The sequence below is a fragment of the Streptomyces sp. NPDC002868 genome (assembly GCF_055563295.1).
Genome location: NZ_JBVHDR010000006.1, coordinates 432,522 through 449,214 on the forward strand (window position 1 = coordinate 432,522; position 16,693 = coordinate 449,214).

General features: G+C 71.1%; 16 protein-coding genes. 11 read left to right on the forward strand and 5 right to left on the reverse strand.

The features are described 5' to 3' along the window. Positions 1–40: 40 nt before the first annotated feature. A complete protein-coding gene (locus ACZ3H8_RS21285) occupies positions 41–622 on the reverse strand; it encodes a dihydrofolate reductase family protein (protein ID WP_467404040.1) in 582 nt (193 codons plus the stop codon). 174 nt (positions 623–796) lie between these two features. On the opposite strand from ACZ3H8_RS21285, the gene ACZ3H8_RS21290 reads away from it, so the two are divergent. After that, a complete protein-coding gene (locus ACZ3H8_RS21290; RefSeq protein ID WP_467404042.1) occupies positions 797–2,458 on the forward strand; it encodes a BACON domain-containing protein in 1,662 nt (553 codons plus the stop codon). Between the two features lie 915 nt (positions 2,459–3,373). On the opposite strand, the gene ACZ3H8_RS21295 is transcribed toward ACZ3H8_RS21290, so the two are convergent. Continuing rightward, positions 3,374–4,186 (reverse strand): DUF3109 family protein, encoded by an 813-nt coding sequence (locus ACZ3H8_RS21295; protein ID WP_467404044.1) that lies wholly within the window; start codon positions 4,184–4,186, stop codon positions 3,374–3,376. Positions 4,187–4,226: 40 nt separating this feature from the next. On the opposite strand from ACZ3H8_RS21295, the gene ACZ3H8_RS21300 reads away from it, so the two are divergent. From ACZ3H8_RS21300 to ilvD, 4 genes are all read left to right on the forward strand, one after another. Beyond that, a complete protein-coding gene (locus ACZ3H8_RS21300) occupies positions 4,227–5,156 on the forward strand; it encodes a Ppx/GppA family phosphatase (protein ID WP_467404046.1) in 930 nt (309 codons plus the stop codon). Between the two features lie 23 nt (positions 5,157–5,179). Next, the gene (locus ACZ3H8_RS21305) at positions 5,180–6,010 is read left to right on the forward strand and encodes a sugar phosphate isomerase/epimerase family protein (protein WP_398994027.1); all 831 of its coding nucleotides are present in this window, start codon (positions 5,180–5,182) and stop codon (positions 6,008–6,010) included. Further along, positions 6,007–6,621: a TetR/AcrR family transcriptional regulator gene (locus ACZ3H8_RS21310; RefSeq protein WP_307661858.1), complete on the forward strand. Its 615-nt coding sequence runs from the start codon at positions 6,007–6,009 to the stop codon at positions 6,619–6,621. The genes ACZ3H8_RS21305 and ACZ3H8_RS21310 overlap by 4 nt, the downstream gene beginning before the upstream one ends. A gap of 116 nt (positions 6,622–6,737) precedes the next feature. Then, positions 6,738–8,588 carry a dihydroxy-acid dehydratase gene (gene ilvD / locus ACZ3H8_RS21315; protein WP_307661857.1) on the forward strand — a complete coding sequence of 617 codons (1,851 nt, stop codon included), beginning with the start codon at positions 6,738–6,740 and terminating at the stop codon, positions 8,586–8,588. Between the two features lie 31 nt (positions 8,589–8,619). Here ilvD and ACZ3H8_RS21320 read toward each other — a convergent pair whose 3' ends face one another. Then, positions 8,620–10,743: a protein kinase domain-containing protein gene (locus ACZ3H8_RS21320; protein WP_467404050.1), complete on the reverse strand. Its 2,124-nt coding sequence runs from the start codon at positions 10,741–10,743 to the stop codon at positions 8,620–8,622. A gap of 142 nt (positions 10,744–10,885) precedes the next feature. On the opposite strand from ACZ3H8_RS21320, the gene ACZ3H8_RS21325 reads away from it, so the two are divergent. Further along, the gene (locus ACZ3H8_RS21325; RefSeq protein ID WP_467404052.1) at positions 10,886–11,179 is read left to right on the forward strand and encodes a peptidase; all 294 of its coding nucleotides are present in this window, start codon (positions 10,886–10,888) and stop codon (positions 11,177–11,179) included. A gap of 35 nt (positions 11,180–11,214) precedes the next feature. Continuing rightward, positions 11,215–11,736, forward strand: coding sequence for a hypothetical protein (locus ACZ3H8_RS21330; protein ID WP_467404055.1), 522 nt, complete (start codon positions 11,215–11,217; stop codon positions 11,734–11,736). Positions 11,737–11,861: 125 nt separating this feature from the next. On the opposite strand, the gene ACZ3H8_RS21335 is transcribed toward ACZ3H8_RS21330, so the two are convergent. Further along, positions 11,862–12,323, reverse strand: a complete 462-nt coding sequence (locus ACZ3H8_RS21335; RefSeq protein WP_467404056.1) for a hypothetical protein — start codon at positions 12,321–12,323, stop codon at positions 11,862–11,864. Positions 12,324–12,463: 140 nt separating this feature from the next. On the opposite strand from ACZ3H8_RS21335, the gene ACZ3H8_RS21340 reads away from it, so the two are divergent. The 4 genes from ACZ3H8_RS21340 (at position 12,464) to proC (ending at position 15,125) form a co-directional block, all read left to right on the forward strand. Next, positions 12,464–13,258, forward strand: a complete 795-nt coding sequence (locus ACZ3H8_RS21340; protein ID WP_467404058.1) for an ABC transporter ATP-binding protein — start codon at positions 12,464–12,466, stop codon at positions 13,256–13,258. Then, a complete protein-coding gene (locus tag ACZ3H8_RS21345) occupies positions 13,255–13,992 on the forward strand; it encodes an ABC transporter permease (protein ID WP_467404061.1) in 738 nt (245 codons plus the stop codon). Before ACZ3H8_RS21340 ends, ACZ3H8_RS21345 begins: the two co-directional genes overlap by 4 nt. A 93-nt stretch (positions 13,993–14,085) precedes the next feature. Beyond that, on the forward strand, positions 14,086–14,307 hold the full coding sequence (locus ACZ3H8_RS21350) for a hypothetical protein (protein WP_467404063.1): 222 nt from the start codon (positions 14,086–14,088) through the stop codon (positions 14,305–14,307). Positions 14,308–14,315: 8 nt separating this feature from the next. After that, positions 14,316–15,125, forward strand: coding sequence for a pyrroline-5-carboxylate reductase (gene proC / locus ACZ3H8_RS21355; protein ID WP_307661850.1), 810 nt, complete (start codon positions 14,316–14,318; stop codon positions 15,123–15,125). Positions 15,126–15,134: 9 nt separating this feature from the next. On the opposite strand, the gene trpS is transcribed toward proC, so the two are convergent. Next, the gene (gene trpS, locus ACZ3H8_RS21360; protein WP_467404066.1) at positions 15,135–16,160 is read right to left on the reverse strand and encodes a tryptophan--tRNA ligase; all 1,026 of its coding nucleotides are present in this window, start codon (positions 16,158–16,160) and stop codon (positions 15,135–15,137) included. Positions 16,161–16,693 lie beyond the last annotated feature (533 nt).

The following is a 16,693-nucleotide window of genomic DNA, read 5'->3' on the forward strand; positions in this document are numbered from 1 at the left end:
GGGGCCCACTGACAACGCCGTCGCCACCGCCCCCTGCGGGCTACTTCACGACCTCGAAGCGCAGGTGGGTGATGTCCGACGACTCCAGCGACCAGGTCCGCCGCAGCTCGACGGGCCCGCCGACATGGTCGAACAGCCGCTTTCCCGCGCCGAGCAGAACCGGGACGAGCATGATGTGGATCTCGTCCAGCAGACCCGCGTTCAGCGCCTGCTGCGCGGCGGTTGCACCGTGCACGCCGACGTGCTTGCCGCCGGCGGCCGCCTTCGCCCGCGCGATCGCCGACGCGATGCCGTCCGTGACGAAGGTGAACACGGCCGGCGCGACCACGTCCGCCGGGTCCGGCGGACGGTGGGTGAGGACGAAGCAGGGGATCTTGCCGGCCGGACCGCCGTCGCCCCAGCCGCCGTCGCCCTCGCACACGTCGTAGGAGTGCCGGCCCATCACGATCGCTCCGAGGTTCTCCACCATCGCGGCAAGGACCTTGGCGTCGGTCTCGTTCATCTCCTCAACCCACCGGTGCAGGCGGCGTCCGCCCACGCCCAGCGGCTCCTCGCGGGTGTCTTCCGGCGCGGTGATGAAGCCGTCCAGTGACATCGACATACCTGAGATCACTTTGCTCATGAAGGGTTGACCGTCCTTGGCCTCGGAACTCATCGGAGCCCGGCGTACGCCGGTGGCCCGCTAGGGGTGGAATTAACGATTCCTGTCCCTCTTCGAGCGATCTGTTCACCCGAAAGGATTAAAAGTGTTCAAGGGGTACGAAGGGGATGTGCTCCAGCGCCTACGGTCACGGGCGTGACGAGCAGCAGGCTGGAACCTCCCACGCACACCACCGGCGCACACCGGGCGAACCGGCGCGTGTCCCGTCCGTCCGCGCAACAGCCGCTCGCGCGCTACGAGCCGTACCTCGACGGCCTGTTCACGTACTGCCTCTCCGTGCTCTGCGACCACGAGGCGGCGACCGCGCTCCTCGGCGATGTACTCGCCATCGCCGAGCGGCAGTACGGGCGTTGCCCGGCGGGCGAGGCCGAGCGGAAGGCATGGCTGTACGCGCTCGCGCGGTGGGCCTGTCTGCGCCGGCTGACCGAGCAGCGGCGCAAGCGGCAGGGGACGCACACCGGACGCCCCGCGCGGCTCGCCGCCTCGGGGGAGGCCGCGCCCCCGGTCTCGGAGGAGGCCGCCGAGCGCCGCCACCGTGAACTGGCGCTGCTGGCCTGGCCGGAGGCGGCCGGGACGACACCCGAACAGCGCGAGGCCCTGGAGCTCGCCGTCCGGCACGGGCTCGGCTCGCGCGAAGTCGGCGCCGTCCTCGGCCTGGACGCGAGGGCCGCGCGCGAGCTGCTGGCCGCCGCGGCCTGCGAGGTCGAGCGCACCTGGGCCGCGCTCGCCGTTGTCGAGACCGGCAACTGCCCGGCCGTCGCCCGGCTCACCGGCGACCACCAGGTGCTGCTCTCCGCCACGCTGCGCCAGGAGCTCGTCCGGCACGTCGCCGACTGCCCCCGCTGCCGCCGCACCGCGGAGCGCGCGGGGACGGGCGGGCCGTGGCCGGGATCGGCCGTCACCCCGGCCGCGCTGCCGCTGGCCGAGGCACCGCGGGCCGCCTCGTACGCCGCGATGCTGCGCGTACCCCGCGCCCGGGCCGCGGCACCCCGCTTCGGCCCCGGCGGGTTCCCGCTCGACCCGAAGGACCATGCGGCCCGGCGGGACCGGCTGCGGGCGCGCGCCGTGACGACCACGGTCGTGGCGACCGTCGTCGCGGCGCCGGTGCTCGCGCTGTGGGCGGCGTACCGGGGCGCGCCGCTGACGGGGGAGGGGCGCGACGGGTCCTCGGTCTCCGCGAGCGCGGCGGACGGGCCGAGCGGCATCGACGGCGAGCCGTACGACCACTACGAGAACGCGGGCAACGCGCAGGCGGAACCGGACCCGAGGTTCACGGCGGGCTCGCGCTCGCCGGACGTCTCGGTCGAGGTCATCAGCGCGGGCACCCCCCTCTCGCCGTCCCGCTCCGGCGTTTCGGGCCCGGGCCGCCTCACGGTCGAGGCGGAGCCCGCCGGCGACACGACGCGGATCACGATCACGGCCTCGGGCTCCTCGGTGACGTGGTCGGCGTGGACGGACGCTCCCTGGCTGTACATGAGCCACTCCTCGGGCACGCTCAGCCCGGGCGAGTCGGTCACGATCTACGTCACGGTGGACCACGACCGGGAGCCGACGGGGCCGTGGACGGCGCGGGTGGGCGTGGACCCGTCGGGCGCGGTGGTGGAGATCGACGGCTACGGCTCGACGAGACCGCCGACACCCTCGGACCCGGCCCCGACGCCGACCCCGACGGACCCGCCGCCCACGCCGACGGACCCGAGCCCGACGCCCTCGGATCCGTCACCGCTCCCGACGCAGGAAGCGCCACCGTCGGACCCACCGCCGTCGGACCCGCCCGCATCCCCGCCACCGAGCTGAGCGACGGGCGGGCCCCAGCCGCCTACGGTGGAGGGGTACGCGGGGTGCGGGCGGGGTCTTTTCCCCCACCCCGCCCCTTCCCGAAACCGGGGGCAAGCCCCCAGCCCCCTGCGGGGGAGGGAAGAGGTACTTGGGGGCTGACGCCCCCACACCCCCGTGCCACTCCGGCGGCTTCGCCGCGGAGCCCAGGAAGGCGGGGCTTGGCGCCCTACGCCCCTGCCACGCGGCAGCTTCGCGCCGCCCAGGAAGGCGGACCCGCATCCCCGGCCGCTCGGGCGGCTTCGCCGCGGAGCCCAGGAAGACGGGGCTAGCCCCTGGCCGCTCTGGCGGCTTCGCCGCGGAGCCCGAGGGAAACGGGGCGGGGCTGATGGACCCGCATCCCCGGCCGCTCGGGTGGCTTCGCCGCGGTGCCCACAAGGCGGGGGGTGAGGCGTCCACCCCTCGGGCGGGCCCGTACCGGGGGTACCTCCCGGTGGGGAGGGGCCGTGCAGGGTCGTCCCCGCAGGGGATCGGCGGCCGGACCCGGTGATCAACACGAACCCCTTCACGCCGCCGACCCCGAGGAGTCGAGCCCGGAGGGGCCCCGGAACCCGCACCCCACGACACCGGACAACCCCACGACCCGCACCGCGGAACCCCGCACCCCGCGGCACCGGGCAACCCCGCGACCCGCACCGCGGAACCCCGCAGCCCACGACACCGGACAACCCCACGACCCGCACCGCGGAACCCCGCACCCCGCGGCACCGGGCAACCCCGCGACCCGCACCGCGGAACCCCGCAGCCCACGACACCGGACAACCCCCACGACCCGCACCGCGGACCCCGCAGCCCGCGGCACCGGGCAACCCCGCGACCCGCACCACACCCGCAGCCCGCACCGCGGACCCGCGGACGCCGCACCCCCCGTAGGTGCTACTTCGGGTCCGCCGGGTGTGGGGCCACCAAAGGGAGCTGCGACGACAGGCGGGCCTCGCACAGGTCCGCCAGGACGTCGTACGCCTCCTTGCCCATCAGCTCCGTCAGCTCCGGGCGGTACGTCACATACACCGGCTCCCCCGCCCCGTGCGCCGACGTCGCCGACGTGCACCACCAGTGCAGGTCATGGCCGCCGGGGCCCCAGCCACGGCGGTCGTACTCCCCGATCGAGACCTGCAGCACCTTCGTGTCGTCGGGGCGCTCGATCCAGTCGTACGTACGCCGCACAGGCAGCTGCCAGCACACGTCCGGCTTCGTCTCCAGCGGCTCCTTGCCCTCCCGCAGCGCCAGGATGTGCAGCGAGCAGCCCGCCCCGCCCTCGAATCCCGGGCGGTTCTGGAAGATGCAGGACCCCTCCCAGCGGCGTGTCTGGCGTTCCCCGTCGTCGTCGGTCTGGACCCAGCCCGTATCCGTACCCACGTCGTGGAACTGCCACAGCTCCGGCGTCAGCCGCGCGACATTCTCCGCGACCCGCTTCTCGTCGTCCTTGTCGGAGAAGTGCGCGCCCAGCGTGCAGCACCCGTCGTCCGCGCGGCCCGCCTGGATGCCCTGGCAGCCGCTTCCGAAGATGCAGGTCCAGCGCGAGGTCAGCCAGGTCAGATCGCAGCGGAAGACCTGTTCGTCGTCGCCGGGGTCCGGGAACTCGACCCACGCTCGCGCGAAGTCCAGGCCCTTCTCGTCGTGCTTGGAGGGCTTGATCTGCTTCGGGGGCTTGGCTTTGCCCTGCTTCGCCTTTTTCGTCTTTGGCACAGGGCAAGCGTATGCGCGTGACAGCAGTAGCGTTCGGTTCATGAGACTCGGAGTCCTCGACGTCGGTTCGAACACAGTGCACCTGCTGGTGGTGGACGCCCACCCGGGCGCCCGCCCGCTGCCCGCCCATTCGCACAAGGCGGAGTTGCGACTCGCCGAACTCCTCGACGGGGACGGGGCGATCGGACCCGACGGCGTCGCCCGGCTGATCGAGGTGGTCGGCGACGCGGTGCAGGCCGCCGAGGACCAGGGCTGCGAGCAGGTGCTGCCCTTCGCGACCTCCGCGGTTCGGGAGGCCAGCAACGCCGACGGGGTGCTGGCCCGGGTCAAGGCCGAGACCGGGGTTGATCTGCAGGTGCTGACCGGCGAGGAGGAGGCCCGGCTGACCTTCCTCGCGGCCCGCCGCTGGTTCGGCTGGTCGGCCGGGAAGCTGCTGGTCCTGGACATCGGCGGCGGCTCGCTGGAGATCGCGTACGGGATCGACGAGGACCCGTACGTGGCGGTGTCGCTGCCGCTCGGCGCGGGCCGGCTGACGGCCCTGCTGCCCGGCGACCCGCCCGACCCGAAGGACGTGAAGGCGCTGCGCCGCCATATCCGGGCCGAGATCGCCCGTTCGGTCGGCGAGTTCAGCCGGTTCGGGAAGCCGGACCACATAGTGGCAACGTCCAAGACCTTCAGGCAGCTGGCCCGTATCGCGGGTGCCGCGCGCTCCGCCGATGGCCTTTACGTGCAGCGTGAACTGAGTCGTAAGTCACTGGAGGAGTGGATGCCGAAGCTCGCCGCCATGACGGTCGAGCAGCGCGGCACCCTCCCCGGCGTCTCCGAGGGCCGGGCCCGTCAGCTGCTGGCAGGAGCGCTGGTCGCGGAGGGTGCGATGGACCTGTTCGGGGCGCCGGTGCTCGAAATCTGTCCATGGGCGCTGCGCGAAGGCGTCATTCTGCGGCGCCTGGACCATCTCCCGGCCTCCTAGCGGCGGCCCGTACCCTGTCTCCCGTGGCAGAACCAGTGGTGCGTATCCCGGATGCGAAGGTTGTCCTGTCAACGGCTTCCGTCTATCCGGAGTCGACGGCGACGGCCTTCGAGATTGCCGCGCGCCTTGGCTACGACGGCGTCGAGGTCATGGTCTGGACCGATCCCGTCAGCCAGGACATCGAGGCTCTGCGCCGTCTGTCCGACTACCACCAGGTGCCGATCCACGCCGTGCACGCGCCCTGTCTGCTGATCACCCAGCGGGTCTGGTCCACCGACCCCTGGGTGAAGCTGCAGCGGGCGCAGACGGCGGCCGAGAAGCTGGGCGCCTCGACGGTCGTCGTGCACCCGCCGTTCCGCTGGCAGCGGCAGTACGCCCGGGACTTCGTCACCGGGATATGGCGGATGGCGCACGAGACGGATGTCCGGTTCGCCGTCGAGAACATGTACCCGTGGCGCTACCGGGACCGCGAGATGCTCGCGTACGCCCCCGACTGGGACGTCACCAAAGAGGACTACCGGCATTTCACGATCGACCTCTCGCACACCGCGACGTCCCGTACCGACACGATGGCCATGATCGACCGGATGGGCGACCGGCTCGGCCATGTACACCTCGCCGACGGCAAGGGGTCCGCGAAGGACGAGCACCTGGTCCCGGGGCGCGGCAATCAGCCGTGCGCCGAGCTGCTCGAGCGGCTGGCCCGTACCGGCTTCGACGGCCATGTCGTCATCGAGGTCAACACCCGGCGCGCGATGTCCGCCGCCGAACGCGAGGCCGACCTCGCCGAGGCGCTCGCCTTCACCCGGCTGCATCTGGCGTCGGCCGCTTCTTCCGGGGTGCGCGGCTCATGACCGGCGCTGCGGCTCCGCGGCGGCGCGGCCGTCCGGCCCGTACCGGAGCGGGCGAGGGCCCCGGCGCCCGCGAGCGGATCCTGGAAGCGGCCCGTACGGAATTCGCCGAGCGCGGCTACGACAAGACGACCGTCCGTGGCATCGCCAAGGCGGCGGACGTCGACCCCGCACTCGTCCACCACTACTTCGGTACGAAGGACGAGGTCTTCGCCGCCGCCATCGAGGTCTCCTTCGAGCCGACGCTGGTCATCCCGGAGATCCTGGGGCAGGGCGCGGACGGCATCGGCGAGCGGCTCGCCCGCTACTTCATCGGGGTGTGGGAAAACCCGGCGACCCGGGCCCCGCTGCTGGCGATCATCCGTTCCGCGCTCACCCACGAGGCGGCGGCGAAGGTGCTGCGCAGCTTCGTACTGCGCAGGCTGCTCGAGCGGATCGCGGGCGATCTCGACGTACCGGACCCGAAATTCCGCGCGGAGCTGGCCGCTTCACACATGATCGGCATCGCGATTCTGCGCTATGTGATCAGGGTGGAGCCGCTGGCCTCGGCGGACCCGGAGGAGATCATCGCGATGGTGGCGCCCACGCTGCAGCGGTATCTGACCGAGGCATGAGCGGCAGCTGACCGAAGCGTGAGCCTCGCGTCCCGTATAACGGACAGACTGTCCAGATCTTGGAGTCGCGGCGTAGGCTCGATGGGAGTCCTACCCGTCTGAAGGAGCGAGCGACGATGCCCGAGCTGAGGTCCCGCACTGTCACCCACGGCCGCAATATGGCGGGCGCCCGCGCCCTTATGCGGGCGTCGGGCGTAGCGGGCGCAGACATCGGCAAGCCGATCGTCGCGGTCGCCAACTCCTTCACCGAGTTCGTGCCCGGGCACACGCACCTCGCCCCGGTCGGCCGGATCGTCTCCGACGCGATCCTGGCCGCGGGCGCCGTGCCCCGTGAGTTCAACACGATCGCCGTCGACGACGGCATCGCGATGGGCCACGCCGGCATGCTCTACTCCCTGCCGTCCCGCGACCTGATCGCGGACAGCGTCGAGTACATGGTCGAGGCGCACTGCGCGGACGCCCTGATCTGCATCTCCAACTGCGACAAGATCACCCCCGGCATGCTGATGGCCGCGCTGCGCCTCAACATCCCGGTGATCTTCGTCTCCGGCGGCCCGATGGAGGCCGGCCAGGCGACCCTCGTGGACGGCACGGTCCGCAAGCTCGACCTGATCAACGCCATCGTGGACGCGGTCGACGAGAACGTGTCGGACGAGGACGTCCTCCGTATCGAGGAGAACGCCTGTCCCACCTGCGGGTCCTGTTCCGGCATGTTCACCGCCAACTCGATGAACTGCCTCGCCGAGGCCATCGGCCTGGCCCTCCCCGGCAACGGCTCGGTGCTCGCCACCCACACCGCCCGCAAGGCGCTCTACGAGAACGCCGGCCGCACGATCGTCGAGATCACCAAGCGCTACTACGAGCAGGGCGACGAGTCCGTCCTGCCGCGCAACATCGCCACCCGCGAGGCCTTCGAGAACGCCATGGCGCTCGACATCGCCATGGGTGGCTCCACCAACACGATCCTGCATCTGCTCGCCGCCGCCCAGGAGGCCGAGCTCGACTACGACCTGACCGACATCGACGCCGTCTCGCGCCGCGTCCCGTGTCTCGCCAAGGTCGCGCCGAACGTCGCCCCCGGCGGCACGTACTACATGGAGGACGTGCACCGCGCGGGCGGCATCCCGGCGATCCTGGGCGAGCTCTACCGCGGCGGGCTCCTCAACGAGGACGTCCACACCGTCCACTCCCCGTCCCTCGCCGACTGGCTCAAGACCTGGGACGTGCGCGGCGGTTCCCCGTCCGCCGAGGCCGTCGAGGTGTGGCACGCGGCCCCCGGCTGCGTCCGCTCCGCGACTGCATTCTCCCAGTCCGAGCGCTGGGAGTCCCTCGACGTCGACGCCGAGAACGGCTGCATCCGGTCCGTCGAGCACGCGTACTCCAAGGACGGCGGACTCGCCGTGCTGAAGGGCAACCTCGCCGTCGACGGCGCTGTCGTGAAGACCGCCGGCGTGGACGAGTCGATCTGGACCTTCGAGGGACCTGCCGTCGTCTGCGAGTCGCAGGACGAGGCCGTCGACAAGATCCTCCGAAAGGAGATCAAGGAGGGCGATGTCGTCGTCATCCGCTACGAGGGCCCGCGTGGCGGCCCCGGCATGCAGGAGATGCTCTACCCGACGTCGTTCCTGAAGGGCCGCGGGCTCGGCAAGGCCTGCGCGCTGGTGACTGACGGCCGCTTCTCCGGCGGCACATCGGGCCTGTCGATCGGGCACGCCTCGCCGGAGGCGGCGAGCGGTGGAACCATCGCGCTCGTCGAGGACGGCGACCGCATCCGTATCGACATCCCGAACCGGTCGATGGAACTCCTCGTCCCCGAGGCGGAGTTGGCGACCCGCCGCGAGGCGCTGGGCGGCGTCTACGCGCCGAAGGACCGCGAACGGAAGGTCTCGGCGGCGCTGCGCGCGTACGCGGCCATGGCGACGAGCGCCGACAAGGGCGCGGTCCGGGACGTGTCCCGGCTGGGCTGATCCCGGTCGTACAGCCGGTCGTGCAGCAGGCTCACCACTTGGTGGGGTCCCGGGCGTCCAGTGCGAAGACGGAGCCGTCCGGGGCGGTGCCGAAGACCTTGTCACCGGCGGCGACGGGTGCGGGCAGCATCGATGCGAAGGTGTAACGCCCGTCGTCCATACGGGGTTTGGTCTGGCCGATGAGCACACCGCGTACGGCGTCCACGGCCAGCAACCGCCCGTCTCCGGCCGTCACATACACCGCGCGGGCGTCGGCGGCGGGGCGTGAGAGATGGGTGACGGCGGTCTCCAGCCGCCACAGCTGGGCGGGTTTCGTCCCGCCGGTGTCGAGGGCGAGGAGCGAGCCGCCCGATCCGCTCAGGTAGACGGTGTCCCCGGCCGCGGTCGCCTGCGCCTGGTCGACGGGCGTGGGCAGCGGGATACGGCGTACTGCGGGTGGCTTGCCCGCGGTGTCGAGTCGTACGACAGCGTCCGTGAAGCCGTCGGTGTTGGTGGAGAGCAGATACAGGAAGCCGCCCGCCGACCGCGCCGGGCTCAGCGTTCCCTTGACCCGCTTCTCCCAGAGCAGGTCGCCGTCGGCCGGATCGACCGCGCTGACCAGCGTCGACGTACCGTCAGCGGAGGGTGTGACGGCGAGCGCGGGTACGTCGCCGCCCGCGGACGCGACCCACTGGCTGCCCCTTCCGCCGCGCTGCCGGGTCCAGCGTTCCTCGCCCGTCGCGGCGTCGGCGGCCCGCACCAGCCCGCCGTCCGTCACCAGCAGCACCACGTCACCGGCGGGCCGGACCGTGGAGTACCGGGAGATGTCCATGTCCCAGCGCACCGCGCCGGACTCCGGGTCGAGCGCCTCGAGCCGGTCCCCGCCGGGTGTGACCACCTGCAGCAGCCCGCCGGCGAGTACGGGCGTCATGCCCTCGTCGCTCTGCGCCGTGCTGTCGCCCGCCTTCGCCGACCAGAGGGTCTTGCCGTCGGCGGGGTTGAGGCGGGCCGCCTTGATGCCGGGCGCCGTGCAGTAGAGCCCGGAGCCGGCCGACGCGCAGACCGGCGTCCTGTTCTCGTCGTCCCCGCCGCGCAGGGGCACGCTCCAGGGGCGGAAGGTCTGCTCGGCGCGGGGCACCGCGGGTGCGGGAGCCGCGGTGTTGCCGTCGCCCACGGTACGTACGACCACGATCCCCGCCGTGACCAGCGCCGCCAGCGCCGCGCACGCCCAGCGGATCCTCCGCCGGGTCAGGGGGCGGCGTCCCGCAGCGGGCACCAGGGGCGCGCTCTCGCGCGGGTCCGGGGTGCGCTGCGCCGGTATGTAGGCCTGAGTGTCGTACGACGAGGAGGGCGAGGACCCGCGCAGCGCGACCATCAACTCGTACGGCGTCGGCCGTTCCGCCGGGTCCTTCGCCAGACAGCGCCGGAACAGCGGCACGAGATCCGCCGGCACACCCGCCAAGTCCGGTTCGTTGTGCACCACTTGGTACGCCACGATGTACGGGCTGTCCGAGTCGAATGGCCCGCGCCCGGTCGCGGCGTGCACCAGCACGGCCCCCATTGCGAACACATCAGCGGCGGGCCCGACCTCGCGCGGACGCTGGAACTGCTCAGGCGCCATGAACGGCGGCGTCCCGATCAGCTTGCCCGTCTCCGTACGCAGATCGCTGTCCGCGGGACGGGAGATGCCGAAGTCGATGACCTTCGGCCCGTCGGGAGCGAGCAGTACATTGCTCGGCTTGAGATCGCGGTGCACCACGCCGGCGCGATGGATGTCACGCAGCGCCTCGGCGAGACCCGCGCCCGCCTTGCGCAGTTCCTCCGAGCCCAGCGGCCCGTTCCGCTTCACCCGCTCGGCGAGCGTCGGGCCCTCGATGAACAGCGTGGCCATCCAGGGCCGTTCCGCCTCCGGGTCGGCGTCGACGACGGGCGCGGTGAAGGCGCCGCTGACCTTGCGGGCGGCCTCGACCTCCTGCCGGAAGCGGGCTCTGAACTCCGGATCCGATGCGTGTTCGGCATGGATGACCTTGACCGCGAGGCGCAACCCGGAGGCGGAAGTGGCCAGGTGGACGACGCCCATGCCGCCGTTGCCGAGGCATGCCTCAAGACGGTACTGCCCGGCATATTCCGGATGCTCCGCTTCCGGGAACCGCCCGGTGCTGCGCAGCGGTGGCATCTCCCACCCCCGTGTTGTTCGTGCGCAAGCGCGACGCACGGAGCCTAGTCGATGATGCGTGCGATGCAGGTGTGGGTTGCTAGCCTGCGCGGCGTACGGAAGAGAACGTACAGATCAAGCCACATCGACGGGGGAGAGTTTCATGGCTGTTGAAGAAGTGCAGTCCGAAAGTTTCGACGAGGCCACGGCCGAGCGCTATCCGGTCGCGCCGGGAGTGGCGCTGAACGTACGCAGCGGCCCAGGCACCAACTACCGGCTCATCAAGGTGCTGCCGGTCGGCTCTCGGGTGCCGATCAACTGCCAGAAGCCGGGTGAGTGGATCAGGGGTCCGTACGGCACCACCAACCTCTGGGACAACATCGCCAATGGGCAGTTCGTCTCGGACGCGTATGTGAACACCGGTAGCGACGGCTATGTGACGATCCGCTGCTCCTGACGGAGTGGCCGTGACGCCCGGGGATAATCGACCCCGTGAGCGAGCAGAGTAAGCAGAGCGCGACGAACGCCGGCGGCGGTCCGCAGCCCGAGCCCATCCGTTTCTTCGGCACGACCTGGATCGGCCACGACGGGGGCTACGGGCTGCGCCGCGCCGGCGTCGCCGCCGGTGCCCTCGCCGCCGCCGTAGCCGGCTGTCTCGTGCTGCGCTTCGCCTACCAGGGTCTGGCGATCGCCGACGTCGGCGGCTTCGTCAACATGCTGGTCGTCGTGATGTTCGCGATCTGCAGCGCCGTTGCCTTCCGCAAGACCTGGGAGGGCTTCACCCGCCGCCCCACCGGTTCCGCGACCGAGGATTCGCTGCGCAGCCTCAAGGCGATCGGCTTCGTCGGCTCGCTCCTCGCCTACTTCTTCCGCTCGCTCACCGAGGCACCGGGCGAGAAGTTGCGCCGTGGGGAGTACGAGGCGGCCCGCAGCCAGTACGAGAAGCGCCGCGGCGTCCGAACCGGCAACCCCGCCGCCCGCAAGGGCAAGGGCGGCAAGTCCAAGCGCAAGTAGCCACGGCCTGATCCGGTTCGTACGCTCCGACGCTCACCCGGCACCCGCACGCCCGGCACCCGCACGCCCCGCACCGCGCCCGCGTCCTGACGGGCCGCGCGCGGCGGTCCGGCTGATCCCGGGCCTCAGCGCGGCCTGCGCGAGAACCGCCCGACCAGGCCGACGACGCCCATCACGAGCGCGCCCCGCCACAGGCCCTCCCACAGGCTGCCGAAGAACCCCTGCGTGGTGAGCGCCTGCTGGACCACCACATCGGCGGCGACCATCACCGCGCCCGGCACGGCCGCGACCCGCCATGGGTGGGCCGCGGCCCAGCGCCGTATCCGGCGGTCGGACGGACTCCCCGTGCCCGGCTTGTCGCCGAGCACCGCGCCCGCCCCGCCGACCATGAAGAACAGCATCAGCGCGACCGACAGCGCGCCGGCCAGCACGCCGAGGCCGATTCCGTCGCCGATCGTGCCGAGCGCGAGTGCGACGCCGCCGCCCAGCCCGCCGACCGCCGCGGCGGCGCGCCACGGCCCGAGCGTCACCGACGCGACGGCCAGCCGCCGCTGCTCGGCCTTCGAGATCTCACTGTTGTGGCTCATATGTCCACCGTCCGCCGTCCGTGCCCCCAACGCCATGGGGGATGCCCCTGACACGCCCCCCATCTCTCGACGCGCCTCCCATCTCTTTATGCCTCACCGCTCTCTTGACGTGGCAAGGCCGCAAGGACATTATTCATCACATGATGAATTCGTCTGGAGTTGCCGTCCTGGCCCGCGGCCTCACAGTCGTACGAGGCGAGCGCACCGTCCTGCGCGGCATCGACTTCACCGTGCCGCCCGGCCGGATCACCGGCCTCCTCGGCCCCTCCGGCTGCGGCAAGTCGACCCTGATGCGCGCCGTGGTCGGCACGCAGGCCAAAGTCACCGGAACCCTCGACATCCTCGGCAGTCCCGCGGGCGACGCCACCCTGCGCTCCCGTATCGGCTACGTCACCCAGGACCCGGCTGTCTACGACGACCTGACGGTCCGCCAGAACCTGGACTACTTCGCCTCCGTCCTGCAGCCCGGCCGCCGCCACCGCGACACCCGCCGCGACTACGTCACCCGTGCCATCGCCGACGTAGACCTCGTCTCGCACGCCGACTCCCTCGCCGGCCGGCTCTCCGGCGGCCAGCGCAGCCGCGTCTCCCTCGCCGTCGCCCTGCTCGGCACACCCGAACTGCTCGTCCTCGACGAACCGACCGTCGGCCTCGACCCCGTCCTGCGCCGCGATCTGTGGAATCTCTTCCACCGCCTCGCCGACGAGCGCGGCGCGACGATCCTCGTCTCCTCGCACGTCATGGACGAGGCGGAGCGCTGCCACCGCCTGCTCCTGATGCGGGAGGGCAAGATCCTCGCCGAGGACACCCCCGACGACCTCCGCTTCCGCACCCGCTCCCAGACCGTCGAAGCCGCCTTCCTCCACCTGGTCGACGAGGCCAACGCCCGACAGGCCGATCCTCAGCCCAGGGCCATTCAGGAGAACGCCCGATGAACGCCGCCCGCACCCTCGCCACCGCCGCCCGCGTCCTGCACCAGCTCCGCCACGACCCGCGCTCCATCGCACTGATGGTCTTCGTGCCGTGCGTGATGCTCTTCCTGCTGCGCTACGTGTTCGACGGCAGCGAGCGGACCTTCGACTCCATCGGCGCCTCACTCCTCGGCATCTTCCCGCTGATCACGATGTTCCTGGTGGCCTCCATCGCCACCCTGCGCGAACGCACTTCAGGCACCCTGGAACGCCTGCTCGCCATGCCCCTGGGCAAGGGCGATCTGATCGCCGGCTACGCCCTGGCCTTCGGCCTCGTCGCCATCGCCCAGTCCCTCCTCGCCACCGGCCTCGCGCTGTGGGCACTGGGCCTGGACGTCATCGGCTCGCCCTGGCTGCTGCTCCTCGTCGCGCTCCTTGACGCTCTGCTCGGCACGGCACTGGGACTTTTCGTCTCGGCCTTCGCCGCCTCCGAGTTCCAGGCGGTCCAGTTCATGCCGGCTGTGCTCTTCCCGCAGCTGCTGCTCTGCGGCCTGTTCACGGCGCGCGAGAAGATGCAGCCCGTCCTCGAGGGGATCTCGAACGTCCTGCCCATGTCGTACGCCGTCGACGCCATGACCGAAGTCCAGCGCTACCCGGACGCCACCGGCGACTTCACCCGCGACGTCCTGATCGTCGCGGCCTGCGCGGTCCTGGTCCTGGCCCTGGGCGCGGCGACGCTACGCCGCCGCACCGCCTAGTTCAGCGTGATGGTGTCCCCGACCTTGAGCCGGCCGTAGAGCCACTCGGCATCGGTGGCGCTCGCCCCGATGATGCTCTTGAAGGCCCACGAGATGACCGTCGCCAAGGACGGCGCCCCCACCCAGACCATCCCGATCACCGTCGGCCGTCCCGGCCTGGACACCTGGAACGGCACGATGGTCGTCTCCGACAAGCAGCGCCGGCCTCCGGAGGCGCGGGCGGGCCTGCGCTCGCCCGTACCGCCCCTCGGACGCCCCGGCACAGCCACGCCCCCGGTGCGAGGATGGCGACACGTATCCCCACCGGCGAGGTGAACAGAGCCATGACCCAGACAGTCGCAGTCCTCGGTACGGGCAAGATCGGCGAGGCCCTTCTCAGCGGCATGATCCGCGCCGGCTGGCGGCCCGCCGATCTTCTGGTCACCACCCGCCGCGCCGACCGTGCCAATGAGCTCCGCACCCGCTACGGCGTCGAGCCTGTCACCAACCCCGAGGCCGCCAAGCGCGCCGACACCCTCATCCTGGCCGTCAAGCCCCAGGACATGGGCAAGCTCCTCGACGAACTTGCTCCGCACATCACCGCGGACCGCCTTGTCATCAGCGCCGCCGCCGGCATCCCCACCTCCTTCATCGAGGAACGCCTGACCGCAGGCACCCCCGTAGTCCGTGTCATGCCCAACACCCCCGTACTTGTCGACGAGGGCATGTCCGTGATCTCGGCCGGCAGCCACGCGACCGCCGAACATCTCACCCACACCGAGGAGATCTTCGGCGGCGTCGGCAAGACCCTCCGCGTCCCCGAGTCCCAGCAGGACGCGGCCACCGCCCTGTCCGGCTCGGGGCCGGCGTACTTCTACTTCCTCGTCGAGGCCATGACCGACGCCGGCATCCTCCTCGGCCTGCCCCGCGCCCAGGCCCACGACCTGATCGTCCAGGCCGCCATCGGCGCCGCCGTCATGCTCCGCGACAGCGGCGAACACCCCGTCAAGCTCCGTGAAGCCGTCACCTCCCCCGCCGGCACCACCATCAGCGCCATCCGCGAACTCGAGAACCACGGTGTACGCGCCGCCTTGATCGCCGCCATCGAAGCGGCCCGCGACCGCAGCCGCGAGCTCGCGTCGGGCAACGGCTGACGGCCCCGGTCACGGCTGGACGGCTGGGACGGAGCCGTCCTCCCCGGGCAGTAGCCCGATCGCCCTATAGGCGGCATCAACTCTCGGCCGGGCCATTCCCCTGGCCCGCTCGGCTCCCTTCCTCAGCACCTCATTGACGTGTCCCGGATCCGCCGCCAGCTCCGCATGTCGCTCCCTCACCGGCCTCAGCAGCTCCACCACCGCCTCGGCCGTGTCCTTCTTCAAGGCCCCGTACGACTCATATACACCGGCCAGGTCGATTGGGTTCCCACCCCCACAAGCCGCCAGCATTTCGAGCAGATTCGCGATGCCCGGCTTGCCCTCGTGGTCGTACTCGACCTCGCGCCCGCTGTCCGTGACCGCCCGCATGATCTTCTTGCGCACCACATCCGCGTCGTCGAGCAGATAGACGATCCCCGCCCCGGACTCGTGCGACTTCCCCATCTTCGAGGTCGGGTCCTGCAGATCCATGACCCGCGCGGCCACCGGCGGATGCGTCGCCTTCGGCACGGTGAAGGTGTGCCCGTATCGCTGGTTGAACCGCACCGCCAGATCCCGCGTCAGCTCCACATGCTGGGTCTGGTCCTCACCCACGGGCACCTCATCCGTCCCGTAGGCCAGGATGTCCGCCGCCATCAGCACCGGATAGGTCAGCAGGGACAGCCGCACACTCTGCCCGCCCGCCCGCGCCCGCGCGCCCTTCTCCTTGTACTGGATCATGCGTCGCAGCTCGCCGTCCGTGGCCGTGCACTCCAGGAGATACGACAGCCGCGCGTGCTCGTCCACGTGACTCTGTACGAATACGGTGCACAGCTCCGGATCCAGCCCCGCTGCCAGCATCAGCGACGCGGCCTGTCGACTGAGCCTGCGCACCCGCGCCGGATCGTGCTCCACGGTCAGCGCATGCAGATCGACCACGCTGAACAGCGCGTCCGCCTGGTGCTGATCGACATCGACCCACCTGCGCAGCGCCCCGAGGTAGTTGCCCAGCGTCAGATGCCCCGTGGGCTTGATCCCGCTGAAGATCCGCGTCATCACGCTCTCCGTCTCCTGATCGGAGCCGCCGCGTCCAGCGGCCGGACTCCCGGAGGGAGAAACGAGAACGGCCGCCGAAGCGGCGGCCGTTGAGTGCATGCGTAGGCGCCGGCCGCCGTCAGGCGGCCCACCACTGGAGGAGGCACGTACGCGTTGTCATGCGTACGAGACTATGGGGCCCAGCCCCAGGTTGACAGCGGATACCGCCATCCGTAGTGTTCTTCGAGTTGTCCGACGTGAGCACCGACTTCGGCCGGTCCCCGGACAGCCATTCCGCAAGACCCACTACAAGCGAGCGGCACTCTGTCGTCCGGCTTTCTGTGCGCTTTTGCGAAATGAGGAATCCGCGTTCGAACGAGCGCAGCCCCGATTAGCGTCGGGGGCCAGGATTCCGCTAAAGTCTCACTCGTCGGAACGGCCCAACAGCCGGAAAGACAACCCGAGTTCGACCGGGAATCAGGCCCGAAAGGATCTGATAGAGTCGGAATCGCCGGAAAGCCGAAAGGCTGGAAAGCAAGCCCCTTCTGACGGGG

Excerpts from the sequence above, each read along its gene's own strand:
- ACZ3H8_RS21285 (WP_467404040.1), bottom strand. The coding sequence starts at position 622 with ATGAGCAAAGTGATCTCAGGTATGTCGATGTCACTGGACGGCTTCATC.
- ACZ3H8_RS21300 (WP_467404046.1), top strand. The coding sequence starts at position 4,227 with ATGAGACTCGGAGTCCTCGACGTCGGTTCGAACACAGTGCACCTGCTG.
- ACZ3H8_RS21310 (WP_307661858.1), top strand. The coding sequence starts at position 6,007 with ATGACCGGCGCTGCGGCTCCGCGGCGGCGCGGCCGTCCGGCCCGTACC.
- ilvD (WP_307661857.1), top strand. The coding sequence starts at position 6,738 with ATGCCCGAGCTGAGGTCCCGCACTGTCACCCACGGCCGCAATATGGCG.
- ACZ3H8_RS21320 (WP_467404050.1), bottom strand. The coding sequence starts at position 10,743 with ATGCCACCGCTGCGCAGCACCGGGCGGTTCCCGGAAGCGGAGCATCCG.
- ACZ3H8_RS21325 (WP_467404052.1), top strand. The coding sequence starts at position 10,886 with ATGGCTGTTGAAGAAGTGCAGTCCGAAAGTTTCGACGAGGCCACGGCC.
- ACZ3H8_RS21335 (WP_467404056.1), bottom strand. The coding sequence starts at position 12,323 with ATGAGCCACAACAGTGAGATCTCGAAGGCCGAGCAGCGGCGGCTGGCC.
- ACZ3H8_RS21340 (WP_467404058.1), top strand. The coding sequence starts at position 12,464 with ATGATGAATTCGTCTGGAGTTGCCGTCCTGGCCCGCGGCCTCACAGTC.
- ACZ3H8_RS21345 (WP_467404061.1), top strand. The coding sequence starts at position 13,255 with ATGAACGCCGCCCGCACCCTCGCCACCGCCGCCCGCGTCCTGCACCAG.
- ACZ3H8_RS21350 (WP_467404063.1), top strand. The coding sequence starts at position 14,086 with ATGACCGTCGCCAAGGACGGCGCCCCCACCCAGACCATCCCGATCACC.
- proC (WP_307661850.1), top strand. The coding sequence starts at position 14,316 with ATGACCCAGACAGTCGCAGTCCTCGGTACGGGCAAGATCGGCGAGGCC.
- trpS (WP_467404066.1), bottom strand. The coding sequence starts at position 16,160 with ATGACGCGGATCTTCAGCGGGATCAAGCCCACGGGGCATCTGACGCTG.